This window comes from Thalassotalea sp. Y01 (genome assembly GCF_012932945.1).
Lineage (GTDB): Bacteria > Pseudomonadota > Gammaproteobacteria > Enterobacterales > Alteromonadaceae > Thalassotalea_A.
In genome coordinates this window covers 283,757-297,174 of the sequence record NZ_JABBXG010000005.1, presented here as the reverse complement: position 1 = coordinate 297,174, position 13,418 = coordinate 283,757, and the positions used below count along the sequence as shown (strand labels likewise).

General features: G+C 44.4%; 12 protein-coding genes. 3 read left to right on the top strand and 9 right to left on the bottom strand.

Annotated elements, in window-relative coordinates; translation table 11 throughout:
- Positions 1-86: 86 nt before the first annotated feature.
- Positions 87-1,616 (bottom strand): fumarate hydratase, encoded by a 1,530-nt coding sequence (locus HII16_RS09630; RefSeq protein ID WP_169129645.1) that lies wholly within the window; start codon positions 1,614-1,616, stop codon positions 87-89.
- Positions 1,617-1,874: 258 nt separating this feature from the next.
- Between HII16_RS09630 and pabB the strand changes: the two genes are divergently transcribed.
- From pabB to HII16_RS09615, 3 genes are all read left to right on the top strand, one after another.
- Positions 1,875-3,278, top strand: coding sequence for an aminodeoxychorismate synthase component I (pabB, locus tag HII16_RS09625; RefSeq protein ID WP_169129643.1), 1,404 nt, complete (start codon positions 1,875-1,877; stop codon positions 3,276-3,278).
- Between the two features lie 118 nt (positions 3,279-3,396).
- A complete protein-coding gene (locus tag HII16_RS09620; RefSeq protein WP_169129641.1) occupies positions 3,397-3,966 on the top strand; it encodes a CoA pyrophosphatase in 570 nt (189 codons plus the stop codon).
- 121 nt (positions 3,967-4,087) lie between these two features.
- Positions 4,088-5,464 carry an L-serine ammonia-lyase gene (locus HII16_RS09615; protein ID WP_169129639.1) on the top strand — a complete coding sequence of 459 codons (1,377 nt, stop codon included), beginning with the start codon at positions 4,088-4,090 and terminating at the stop codon, positions 5,462-5,464.
- A 509-nt stretch (positions 5,465-5,973) separates the two neighbouring features.
- On the opposite strand, the gene HII16_RS09610 is transcribed toward HII16_RS09615, so the two are convergent.
- From HII16_RS09610 to fadD, 8 genes are all read right to left on the bottom strand, one after another.
- A complete protein-coding gene (locus HII16_RS09610; protein ID WP_169129637.1) occupies positions 5,974-6,282 on the bottom strand; it encodes a hypothetical protein in 309 nt (102 codons plus the stop codon).
- A 32-nt stretch (positions 6,283-6,314) separates the two neighbouring features.
- A complete protein-coding gene (locus HII16_RS09605) occupies positions 6,315-7,295 on the bottom strand; it encodes a PD40 domain-containing protein (RefSeq protein ID WP_169129635.1) in 981 nt (326 codons plus the stop codon).
- A gap of 171 nt (positions 7,296-7,466) precedes the next feature.
- Positions 7,467-8,243, bottom strand: a complete 777-nt coding sequence (locus tag HII16_RS09600; protein WP_248289569.1) for a DTW domain-containing protein — start codon at positions 8,241-8,243, stop codon at positions 7,467-7,469.
- Positions 8,230-8,709 (bottom strand): YcgN family cysteine cluster protein, encoded by a 480-nt coding sequence (locus HII16_RS09595; RefSeq protein WP_282434738.1) that lies wholly within the window; start codon positions 8,707-8,709, stop codon positions 8,230-8,232. The genes HII16_RS09600 and HII16_RS09595 overlap by 14 nt, the downstream gene beginning before the upstream one ends.
- 214 nt (positions 8,710-8,923) lie before the next feature.
- Positions 8,924-9,967: a lytic murein transglycosylase gene (locus tag HII16_RS09590; RefSeq protein WP_169129633.1), complete on the bottom strand. Its 1,044-nt coding sequence runs from the start codon at positions 9,965-9,967 to the stop codon at positions 8,924-8,926.
- An 8-nt stretch (positions 9,968-9,975) separates the two neighbouring features.
- Positions 9,976-10,266 (bottom strand): YcgL domain-containing protein, encoded by a 291-nt coding sequence (locus tag HII16_RS09585; protein WP_135437324.1) that lies wholly within the window; start codon positions 10,264-10,266, stop codon positions 9,976-9,978.
- Positions 10,267-10,408: 142 nt separating this feature from the next.
- Complete coding sequence (gene rnd / locus HII16_RS09580) at positions 10,409-11,536, bottom strand: ribonuclease D (protein WP_169129631.1); 1,128 nt, start codon at positions 11,534-11,536, stop codon at positions 10,409-10,411.
- Positions 11,537-11,686: 150 nt separating this feature from the next.
- Positions 11,687-13,342 (bottom strand): long-chain-fatty-acid--CoA ligase FadD, encoded by a 1,656-nt coding sequence (fadD, locus tag HII16_RS09575; RefSeq protein ID WP_169129629.1) that lies wholly within the window; start codon positions 13,340-13,342, stop codon positions 11,687-11,689.
- Positions 13,343-13,418: the final 76 nt, after the last annotated feature.

Below are 13,418 nucleotides of genomic sequence, written 5' to 3'. Positions count from 1 at the left end.
TTGTCGTTTGTTGTGTCGAATTATGTCTATTGTTAAATAAACAAAACGCACTCTTAGCGGTGCGTTTTTATGTTATTTCTGGATGACTAGACGCTCAGTTTTTCGTCCAGTTCGGCAATCTTCGCTTTCCAGATTGCCGGCCCAGTGACGTGCGCTGACTCGCCTTCGCTATCAACCGCCACGGTCACTGGCATGTCTTCTACGTCAAATTCGTAGATGGCTTCCATACCCAGCTCTTCAAAGGCTACCACGCGAGAGTTCTTAATCGCTTTTGATACCAAGTATGCTGCACCACCAACGGCCATCAAGTACACCGACTTATGGTTTTTGATGGTTTCTACGGTACTAGGACCACGTTCAGCTTTACCAATGGTGCCCAATAGGCCAGTATCGGCAAGCATCATTTCAGTGAACTTATCCATGCGAGTTGCTGTTGTTGGACCTGCAGGGCCAACCACTTCATCACCTACCGCATCAACTGGACCAACGTAGTAGATAAACTTGTTGGTAAAGTCGACGCCTTCTGGCAAGCCTTCACCTGATTCAAGCAGTTGTTGAATACGTTTATGTGCCGCATCACGACCGGTCAAGATTTTACCCGACAACAATACCGTTTCACCGGTTTTCCAGTCGGCGATATCGGCTTTGGTTAAGTCGTTAACATTTACACGACGAACGTTTTCACCAACTTCCCATGTCACTTCAGGCCATTCTTCCAATTTTGGTGGCTGTAAATTAGCAGGGCCCGAACCATCTAAATAAAAATGCACGTGACGCGTTGCCGCACAGTTAGGGATCATTACCACAGGCTTAGACGCGGCATGAGTTGGTACCGATTTGATTTTCACATCAACCACGGTGGTTAAACCACCAAGGCCTTGTGCACCAATACCTAGCTTATTGACACGGTCAAAGATTTCTAAACGCAATTCTTCTTCTGCATTTTCTGGGCCTCGGTCAATTAATTCTTGAATATCAACCGGATCCATTAGGCTTTCTTTAGCAAGTACACCAGCTTTTTCAGCGGTACCACCGATGCCTATACCTAACATGCCCGGTGGACACCAGCCAGCGCCCATGGTTGGCAACGTTTTTTCAACCCAATCAGCAATCGAGTCACTTGGGTTAAGCATCGCCATTTTGGTTTTGTTTTCAGACCCGCCGCCTTTGGCCGCGATCATGATTTCAATTTTGTCACCGGCGACCATATCGATATGCACAACAGACGGCGTGTTATCTTTGGTATTGGTGCGCTTGCCGGCAGGATCAGCAACAATAGAGGCTCTTAATGGGTTGTCAGGGTTGTTATAAGCTCGACGCGTACCTTCATCAACCATTTGCTGTACCGTTAAATCCGTTTTATCCCATTTAACGTCCATGCCGATTTTAACGAAACAAGTCACAATACCCGTATCCTGACAGATAGGTCGTTTACCTGTTGCTGACATGCGTGAGTTGATCAAAATCTGCGCGATTGCATCTTTCGCTGCTTGACTTTGCTCTTTATGATAAGCCTTTTCTAGCGCTTGGATGTAATCCAATGGATGGTAGTAAGAAATGTATTGCAACGCATCTTCGATGCTGTCGATAAAGTCTTGTTGCTTAATAACCGTCATAGTCTTCTCGTTTAAGTGTTCTCGTTTATATCTTGCTATCAGTGACCGTTCGTCACGAACCGTGGTGCAACCCGCATATCAGTGAGTGAACATACCAACTAAATGACATCCTTGGTATCGCAGGTCGGTTTTGTATATAAAAGTGCACGTATAATACTCCTGCAAGGCGTTTATCTCAATAACACATTGATGAAATTCATTATAACTCTGCTACAATAGCCGCCAGAAAATATCAAACCTTGTTGATTAGCCACGACCGTGAACCACCAAACAAGCAATAGCTATCAAACACGAACTTTATGTTTTGATAACGACATCAGCATTATTGAGCTTGCACGCGCCTTTGCAAGTGAACCCTGGAGCTTTTGGCTAGATTCTGGTGACAGCGCGCATCCAGATTGTCGCTTTGACATTCTGGTGTTTGATCCGCTTATCACCCTAACCACTTCGATTAATGTGACCAAAGTCTATGACCGTTACAATGACCAGCTGACCATCAGTCAAGACGATCCTCTTACCTTAGTCGACCAAGCCAGCGCTAGCGTGTTTGCCAACAACATTAAAGAACATGACAGCATCCCGTTTTGTGGCGGTGCATTAGGCTATTTTGCCTATGATTTAGGCCGTCGTTATGAATCATTACCGGCAACAGCACTGATGGATATCAGTTTGCCCGATATGGCGGTAGGCATATACAGCAAAGCAATCATCTTTGATCGCAAACAGCAAACCTATACACTAGTAAGCTGGCACGATGATATAGACGCCTTGGCGCAAGACATTAAACACAAAGTAAGCAGCGCGAAGACGAAATCAATCACGCCGTTTAGCTTGGCTTGTGATTGGCGAGCGAATATGAGCCAACAGCAATACAAGCAAAAATTTGCTCAAGTGCAACAATATTTACTGTCAGGTGATTGTTATCAAATCAACCTAGCACAGCGATTTAGCGCCTTGTATGAGGGCGATGAATTTGACGCCTACCTGACATTACGTAAGCACAACAATGCGCCGTTTTCAGCATTTATGCGATTCGATGACGGTGCCATTCTCAGCGTATCGCCAGAGCGCTTTTTGCAAATACATAATCAGCGCGTCGAAACAAAACCAATTAAAGGTACGCGACCGCGCTCTGACATTGTTGAATTTGACAACGCTCATGCCAAAGAACTGCAAAACGCCAGTAAAGATCGTGCCGAGAATTTAATGATTGTCGATTTACTGCGTAACGATATTTCTAAAGCATGTTTGCCCGGCAGCGTTAAAGTGCCATCGTTATTTGCCATTGAAAGCTTTCCCGCGGTGCATCATTTGGTCAGTACCGTTGAGGGCATGTTAAGCCCGAATAAATCCGCTACCGACTTGCTTCGAGGTGCCTTCCCTGGCGGCTCGATTACCGGCGCTCCAAAAATCCGCGCCATGCAGATTATTGAAGAGCTCGAACCCCATCGACGCAGTGTTTACTGTGGCTCGATTGGCTACTTATCGGCCTGTGGCAAAATGGATACATCAATAACCATTCGCACCTTAGTATGCGAACAAGACAAAATACATTGTTGGGCAGGTGGTGGTCTGGTAGCTGATTCGAAGGTTGATAGTGAATACCAAGAAACCTTTGATAAGGTCGCCAAAATCTTGCCTATTTTGGCCAATAACAACTGATCAAAATATGGTAACAGTGATTGCCTCTAAGCCCGGAATCGTCTCATGACGTATCCGGGCTTTCTTGTTATGATGAAATTATCATGTGATAAACGCCAATCTTAATTAAGGGCTTTTGATGAACAAGCAGCAGTTTTTGCAACGATTCAATTTTCAAAACCTGAGTAAAATAGAAAACGCCTATCAACACGCTGGTGACTTACGTCAAGCCAGCGTACTTATTCCATTAGTCGAAAACGGCGATCGCATTGAAGTAGTGTTAACCAAACGCGCCGCGCATTTAAAACATCACCCAGGGCAAATCAGTTTTCCAGGGGGCAAGGTCGAAGACGCCGATGCCAGTTTGTTACACGCCGCATTACGTGAAGCCGATGAGGAAATTGGCGTCAAACCAACGGATGTGCAAATTGTTGGCCAGTTAAAACCACACCATGTGATCACCGGTTATCAAATTACCCCGTATATTGGTTTTGTCCCCCAAAATTATCCGTTTGTTATTGACCATGGTGAAGTGGCCGAATTGTTTATTGTCCCTTTCGATCATTTTATTGATGAGGGTAATCACTTATCCTTTAACATCAGTCGCCGCGGCACTACGCATAACGTCCATTTTATGCCATATTTACACTACAACATTTGGGGTGCGACCGCAGCGATGCTCAAAGATCTGGTCCGACACCTCAAATAAAATCAATTTTACCCACAGTGTTGCTGTGATTATTTGGTAATTTACGGTAATATCCGAATATTATTTCAACAAAAAGCCTAACATCCAAATTTAGGCAGCAACAAGAGTTTCAGGTAACAAGATGATCAGTGTATTTGATATGTTCTCGATTGGCATCGGTCCATCGAGCTCTCACACCGTCGGCCCAATGCGTGCCGCAAACCGTTTTATCGAGTCGCTAAAACAAAACAATGTGTTTGATGACGTCACTCGTATCAAAGTAGAACTGTTTGGTTCTTTAGGGCAAACCGGTATTGGCCACGGTACAGGCAAAGCTTGCATTCTCGGTCTACATGGTGAGGCCCCTGAAAGCGTGGCCGTTGAGAATATCGACAAGATCCTCGAAAACACGGTAAAAAGCGAAAAGATCCAGCTTAATCATGAGCGTGAAATCGACTTCCCAAAAAGTGACGCCATTATTTATCATCGTCGCAAGACATTGCCTGCGCATGCCAATGCGATGACTATTTTTGCTTATGATGCTGACAACTTAGTTTTGGAAAAAACCTACTACTCAATTGGTGGCGGGTTTATCGTAGAAGACAGTGAGTTTGAAAAGGAGAAAGACAAAGCATTGTCGTTCCATGCCAACATCGAACGCCCATACCGTTTTTCCACCGCTGATGAGTTATTGAAACTGTGTGATGAAAGCGGGTTAAGCATTTCGTCGATTATGATGGCCAATGAAAAGTGCCTTAATGATGAAAGCTACATTCGTGATGAATTATTAAAAATTTGGCAATGCATGTATGCCTGTGTCGAGCGTGGCATGACTACCGAAGGCACCTTACCAGGAGGCTTAAACGTAAAACGACGTTCACCAAACTTACATCGCTTGCTGACTGTTGAAAAGAACGCCGATCCTTTACAAGCGATGGATTGGGTCAACCTATTTGCACTGGCGGTTAATGAAGAAAACGCCGCCGGTTCACAAGTGGTCACAGCACCAACAAACGGTGCCGCAGGTATCATCCCTGCCGTACTGTGTTACTACAATAAGTTTGTAAAACCGGTTTCCGATGACGATTGTATTCGTTATTTATTGACTGCCGCGGCGATAGGGATTTTGTATAAAACCAATGCTTCTATCTCTGGTGCTGAGGTGGGCTGTCAGGGTGAAGTTGGTGTTGCTTGTTCAATGGCCGCCGGTGCGTTAACTGAAATTATGGGTGGTTGCCCAAAACACGTAGAAAATGCCGCAGAAATCGGTATGGAACATAACCTTGGCCTCACCTGCGATCCTGTTGGTGGTTTGGTTCAAGTACCATGTATCGAGCGCAATGCAATGGGTGCGGTAAAAGCGATTAACGCGTCTCGCTTAGCCATGCGTGGCACTGGTACGCAGAAAGTCTCTTTGGATAAAGTGATCAAGACTATGTGGGACACAGGTCAAGATATGAAAACGAAATACAAAGAAACCTCACGTGGTGGTTTGGCGGTCAACATCATCGAATGTTAAGCCAACAAACGTCATAGGTAGACACAACAAAGGGCGGGTCAGTTTACTGAACCGCCCTTTTGTTTTCATAAAGAACCCAGCCGTCACCCAGCAAACAATTTGCAATAGTACATCCTGTGCCTCATTACGGCGACGGCCGCAACCTCTATCAGGTTCGAGGTGACTTTAAAATGCTGCACTCACCAGTTGAACTCACAGCTCATACAAGACATTAACCTTTTCAAACAGTTAACGTTAAATTAGTACCTATAGCGGCAGTTAACCATAAGCGAAGAAATCACAATACCTCTCTCCCCATGAAAGCTACAAAGCAGCATAGTCACATAAATCGCCAAATACCTTACAAAGTACAACTCATCGTCTTGTAGCTTGGGCGACATGGTGCTTAACAGCTGTTGCAGTTAGGTGATGCCTGACATAGTTCGATTCTTTTATTATTCCCTGCTCTTCTATATAAGCAGGGAATGCGTAGCAGCAACATTGGTGTGTGCTGCATTGGGTTTAATGGGTTATGAGCTCAGTATTTCGACGATCTCTCGAGTATTCTCAATCACCTTAAATACTTCGCCTTCAACGCTGATTGTGATCACACCATTGTCTTCTCGCGCCACAACCTTACCTTGGTTGTAGACAACCTCATCGACCACTTGGCCTACTTCGAGCTTCTTTTGCCAGCCAGGTGGTAATGCTTGGCCTCGTTCAGCCTTTTTCTTTAAGCCAGGTGGCAAGTCTTTGTGCTTATCATTTTTTGCATTAACAACATCACTTACACTAACGGCAAGAACCGCAGCAGTAACGAGTAGTTTAAAGTTTTTCATAATTAACCTTTTTATTATTTTAAATATTGCGTTTACTTTTTAGGCTTAGCTGCAGGTACAGAACAAACGAACGCTAATTTAGAGCTATCATCACTGACCACCATGCGAGTAATATTGCCTTGACACTGCTCGCCAAAGTCAGCAAACAACTGCCATTCATCCTTGTGCTGCCATTGGCGATTGACCATCACTTTGGCCTCGCTGGCTGAAAGCAAGCTGCCATCTGGGTGCCAAGCATAATACATGTTGTGACCCGGTAGCATGCTATGTTCGGTCACTGTTTTTGTATCAGCTTGATAAACCTTTAATTGCCAGCGGTCGCTTTTGGCCTTGGTGTAACTAAACTGTGGCGTTGACGCGACTGTCTCTGGCAGCGCACGCAAGGTACGACCGATATCGGTATCAATCATAGCCGTCTTGCCAGTTTCAACAGAGGCACGTTGCAACATCATCGGCTCACCAAGTACAAACAACAATAATTCGTCCTGATTTAGCCACACGTGATAGCCGACATCGAATACATCTTTAAGAATGGTTTCGCCTTGCAATTCAGCGTTATCGGCGGCGCTCTTATATGGGTAACGGTGCAACAGTTGACGGCCATCATTGCCAACTCGTATTACGGAAAAATGCTTACCATCAGGGGTAATCGTAGGCGAATATTCACTGGCTGAAGAGTTGGTTAAATTGCTGATCGCGGCGCTGTCGATTTGATAGCGCATGCTGTCGGTTTGCACTTTTTCAGCGTCTTTATCGGTTAGCTTGTCACTCACCGGATACATGGAGGTAAACAATAATGCCTTACCATCTTCAGAAAAATGCGGTTGATTGTCATACCCTGGTCGGTTAGTGACATTGATGACACTGCTAACCGTATTGTTTGTCAGCTCAGCCAAATATACGTCATCTTCTACCGCTAAGGTTGCAGCGCTAAATATCGCTATTGGCAACAGCGCCAAACGGGCAATATGATTAGGAATTTTATTAACGGCAGGAAAAGGAGAATGACTCATAATGTGTCCACGATTTATTTGCACGGGAAGATAAATTCACTTTCAACAAATACAACAATAAAGTCAAGCATTTAGTTATTTTCGGTTGCCTAATCTGGACGGCTCTAGTCTGACCCGCTCTCGTTTAGAGCCCTATTTGATACTCTGATTGATGCTCTGATTATTACCTTATTAGGAGTTCTGTTCGAGTTGTTGCTTAGCAATAAAATCGAGGTAGCGCTCAACCGCTAAAGGATCGCCCTTATTATTTTGTTTCACCCCTTTTTGATAACGGTAGGTAAACACATCAAACCATAGATGCAAATGTTGTGCGTTGACGCTTTCGCCAAACAGCGTCAAGACATGTGCTGCGACTTCAGCGGTAGCCAATTGACCATCAATGACCGCTTTGCGCAATTGGTAACGTGAGCCTTTTCCGGTGTCATCATGCACCGTTAAATCCAAACTTATCATGGGTAAATCATGTAAATATGAACTTTTTCGATACATTTTGCGGGCTTGGCGCCAAGTTGCATCAATAAAAATCAATAGTGGTATCTTGCCATTTTTTTTCTCAACCGCACGTTCATATACGGTTTGCTCTGGCATCGCGTAGGCTTTGGGAAAGACCACAAACGGCTGATAGCGGTTGTCTTTAAGCAAGGCATCAAGACTTGCATCAATGTCTTGTCGTTGCCACAAAAAAGCATGGGTATTGTCAATCACATCGGCAATGAGGCGGCCGGTGTTACTTGGTTTAAGTACTTCATCGTCATGCATCAGCAACGCTGTTGCGATATTGCTGTTGCTCAGCTTACGTAACGAACAAATACAATAATCTTGATGCAAACGGCAGGTCTCGCAACGAGGTACCTTTGCCCCTCTCGCGCGAAACTCACGGGTGCTGATGGATTTGCGGTAGCGATATAAACGGTTAACGGCGTGGGACATAGCGTTAGTCGATATCATCAACCGGCCAGCTGACAACATACTGATCGTAGTTTTGCATATTGACTTGGTCGTCTTTGATCACTTTGCCGCGCACCGACATACCCGCTTGGTGCATTGCCGATTTTTTGCCTTTGTTAAGTAATGGATGCCACGATGGCAATCCTCGACCTTCTTGTAAGCGTCGATAAGCGCAGCTTTGCGGCATAAAAAAGATATCACTTAAGTTTTTTTGGGTAAGCTTAACGCAATCTGGGACCAGTTTGGTGCGCTCGCTGTAACGGGTGCAGGTGCAACTTTTGTCGTTTAATAAATGACACACCACATTGGTATACAACATTTCTTCGCCTTCACGAATATAATCCGTTGGTGCCTGCAAGCCCTCATCGGGTAAATCGGCATCCTCGTCATGCTCTTCTTCAATGATTTTATGCAAGCAGCATTTTCCACAGCCATCACATAGCGACTCCCATTCTTGTTCGCTCATTTGCTCTAGTGATTTATGCAACCAAAATGGCTCTGTATCTGACGTTGCATTGCGACTCGCGGCTTTACTGCTTGATGCTTTGTGCATTGGCCGTTTTTTGGATTTTTTACTCACTGGCGTTTGGACTCTTATACAATGGGAGGGCTATATAAAGTGTACGCCATAACCACGTTGCAGACACGGTTATGGCGTAGATTGAATGATGATTTGCGTGTTAGCGACTGAATTTAATGCGATCAGCCAAGTGCCCGACCGAAGTCACAAAGTAATAGGACGTATTCCAATGCATCAAACTTTTGTAGTTATCATAGGCTAAGTAGGCACGGCCTTGCTCGCCATCAGGGAATACTAGGGCTGCTTTCATATCAACGTTAGGTAAATCACTGCCATCATAACGACGTACACCAACTTTTTGCCAATCACTTAACGACATCTCAGTGCGGCTCCAATGTTGTAACCACGGTTTACGACCACCGGTGCGTTGCGGTATGGCAAGCGAGTTATCAAAACCTTGTGGTAACTTAACCTGACGTGCCCAGGTAATGTCATTGTTCCAACCAACCTGGCTTAAATAATTGGCAATTGATGCAAACACGTCTGCGGTATTATTCCAGATGTCTTTTTTACCATCGCCATCACCATCGGCGGCAAAAGATAAAAACGAGCTTGGCATAAATTGGTTATGCCCCATAGCGCCAGCCCATGAACCTTTCATATCAGCTTTTTGGATGTGACCTTGTTGTAAGATAGTCAATGCATCAAATACTTGGCTTTTGAAAAACGCTTCACGGCGACCGTCATAGGCCATGGTTGATAACGCCGAAATCACGTCAAAATTACCTGTGATTTTTCCGAAGTTAGACTCTAACGCCCAAAGACTGACGATAAACCGCGGTTGCACACCGTATTGCTTGCCAACAGCCGTCAGTTCTTTATGATATTTTTTCATCATATCTTTGGCTTTGTTTACCTTCCAATCAGGTACCCGTTTTGGCAAATAGGTTTCTAAAGTTTCGACCACTTCCGGCTGATTACGATCCGCTTTAACGGCGCGTTTGTGGTAGCTAACATCGGCAAAACTTGAAGCTATGAGTTGCTCACTAAAGCCTTTTTCACGGGCTTCTTGTTTTAAACCTTCAATATACTGTTCGAAAGTCATCTTCTTGCTGGAATGCGGCTCTGCAGCGGTTTGTGCGCTTAGCGGTAACGCCAGTACACTGCCCAGAGCAAGTATGGATGCGGCTAGATGCTTTTTCATTATCATTATTACTCCATATCTTTGTCTTCAACACCCACGTCTTTGCGGTGTTGTTTTAATAAATCTTCTTTAGGTGGCGGTAATTGCAAATAGTAACCCTTGTCGGTCAATTCACTTTTAACCTTTTTAATATCAGCCAATGCTAACTTGTCACGCTTTGCTAAATTTACCATGGTAACCAAATTTGGCGTGCCAAACATTTGCATCAATGGCTCAGGCACGGTCGAGAAATCATCTCGCTTGGTAATATAAAGGTAGGTATCAGCTTTCTTCGAGCTGCGGTATATAACGCAAATCATAATTTTTAGAATGTGTTTAAGGTTTAATGCCAATATATCACCTAGCCCTTTATGCTTAAAGGGCTAATAGCTCTGACTGAGGTATTTTTCAAAGGTTCAACGTGTTACTGATGAGATTCAGCAACACCCGACGGTAAAAGGCTTATAGAGATTGTAAAAAGTCACGTATTGGCTGAGCAAACAACTCGCCTCGCCAACCTTGCAACAGCTCAACACTTTGTTCGCTTTGCTCGTTCAACTGCCAGTGCCAAGTAAGCAATTGATGTATTTGACGCTTACCGGCAACAACGGCGATATCAAGCTTATTCTGCGCAGCCAGTTCTGTGAGTTTTTGTTTTACCGCTTTAAAGGTGTTTTTGTAATTAGGGTAACTGTCTAAGCGAGACATTTGCTTTGGCAACTGGTCATCTGGCAACTCATTGACTTTGCGCATCACATTAAGCATGGCCTTGCCTTTATGGCGGATATCAAGAATATCAATACCTTCAAAGTTTGCCATCGCGCCAACGCTTTTCGGATTTTTATATGCCAATGTGAACAAGGTAGCGTCTTTTGCAACAAAGGTTAGCGGCAAATTACGACGCACCGCCTGTTCATAACGCCAAGCCAATAAATGCTGCAAAATAGCCAGGTTACGCGGCTGAAGTTTCCACGCGGATTTGTTATCTAAATACAGCTTCAGCGGCTCAATAGGGCTAAATTTCTTTTCGACTTGCCACTCGCTTTCCATCATCAAGGCTTGATAAAAACCAGCTTCGTTGATTTCGTCGATCACACGATCGCAGATTTGGTAGAGATGATAAACATCGGCTGCGGCGTATTCTAACTGACGCTGACTTAACGGGCGTTTAAGCCAATCGGTTCGCGATTCACTTTTATCTAATTCCAAACCAAGATAATGCTTGATCATTGCCGCATACCCCATCGACAAACCATGACCAAGAAATGCCATCGCTATTTGCGAGTCGAGCATATTGACCGGGCGACACTGCCCTGCTCTTAAGAAAACTTCTAAGTCTTCAGAGCATGAATGAATCACTTTCAATACATCAGGGTTTTGCAATAACTGCCAAAAAGGCGACAAATCAGCAATCGTTTGTGGATCAATCAGGGCAAGTTGCTCACCGTCATAGATTTGCAATAAACCAAGATTTGGAAATAAGGTACGGGTGCGTACAAACTCGGTATCAATACATACCAGGTCTTTGCTGGATGCCTGTTGGCAATATTGGACGAGTTCATTTTCGTCGCTAATGTAAGAAAACAGCACAATATACTCAGATTAAATAGGTTGCAGGCAAGTGTCGGACGAACGGGCGCAATTGTCAACTGCGAAAAAATGAGCAATTTTGCCACCTACAGGCAAATAAAAAGAGTGGCCTGGGCCACTCTGTTAATTTTTAATAACCACTATGCTGTATTAGCGTAATTCGCGGCGCAGTATTTTACCGACGTTGGTTTTTGGTAACTCGTCACGAAACTCAACCAACTTAGGCACTTTATAACCGGTAAGATTGGCTTTACAGTGTTTAATGATATCTTTTTCACAGACATCACCGTCGGCTTTGGTCACAAAAATCTTCACGATTTCACCGCTGACTTCATGTGGCACACCAATAGCTGCGCACTCATCAATCCCTGGATGAGTAACCACCACTTCTTCAATTTCGTTTGGAAACACATTAAAACCAGAGACTAAGATCATGTCTTTTTTGCGGTCAACAATTCTGAAATAACCACGCTCATCAACACAAGCAATATCACCGGTAGACAACCAACCGTCTTGTAAAATTTCCTCGGTTGCTTCTGGGCGATTGTAATAGCCTTTCATCACTTGCGGGCCTTTGACTTGCATTTCGCCCGACTCGCCCATGGCAACTTCATTACCTTCATCATCAACAATACGAATATAGGTTGACGGTGCTGGGATACCAATAGTGCCATCGTAAGCTTGTAGGTTGTATGGGCTGGTTGTCACCATAGGTGCACACTCAGTTAGGCCGTAACCTTCAAGCATGCGAGTTTTAGTGATTTGCTGCCAGCGTTCAGCCACAGGGCGTTGCACCGCCATGCCGCCGCCGAGTGACACCTTAAGTTTGCTAAAGTCTAAGTCTTTAAAACCAGGAGTGTTCAACAAACCATTGAATAAGGTATTTACCCCAGTCACGACGGTGAATTTGTACTTGCTTAACTCTTTAATAAAACCCGGCATATCTCTTGGGTTGGTGATCAACAGGTTACAGCCGCCCAAGGTAAAGAAGGTTAAGCAGTTCGCCGTTAACGCAAAGATATGATAGAGCGGTAAGGCTGTAACAATGGTTTCTTCACCTGGCACTAACAGCGGCTTTAACGCGCCTTTGGCTTGTTCTAGGTTTGCGACCATATTGCGATGGGTTAACATCGCGCCTTTTGAGACACCCGTTGTACCGCCGGTGTATTGTAAAAACGCTAAGTCTTCACCGTTAACATCGGTTTCTTTAAACAGATTTGCATTGCCTTGTTTGATCACATCATTAAACGCAATGGTATTGGCAAGGTTATACGCTGGTACCATCTTTTTGACATGACGAACCACCATATTGACGACAAAGCCTTTCACCAGACCTAAACGATCACCAAGCGAGGTTAAAATGACATGTTCAACCGGAGTATCATCAATAACCTCTTGCAATGTTTTCGCAAAGTTATCAATGATGACAATGGTTTTTACACCAGCATCTTGTAATTGGTGTTTAAGCTCACGAGCGGTGTACAACGGGTTAACGTTAACGATCGTGATGCCGGCAATCAAGCCACCAAATAACGCGATGGGGTATTGCAATGTATTGGGTACCATGATGGCCAGCTTATCGCCTTTTTTCATGCCCAATTGATTTTGTAAATAACTGGCAAAGCTCTTGGCTTGCTGCAGTAATTCACGATATGTAATGGACACATCCATATTAATGAATGCGGTATTGTCAGCATATTGTTCGGTGTATTTGAAAAACAACTCAGCTAACGATGCGTATTTATCCGCGTCGATGTCAAACGGCACCCCTGCTGGATAGCTTTTCTCAAGCCAGATTCTCTCCACAGCCCATCTCCTGATCACTCGGGTTTTTGCCTTGGCAACCCGTTATTATTGTTGTTGCCATCAACCTAAGTTCGTC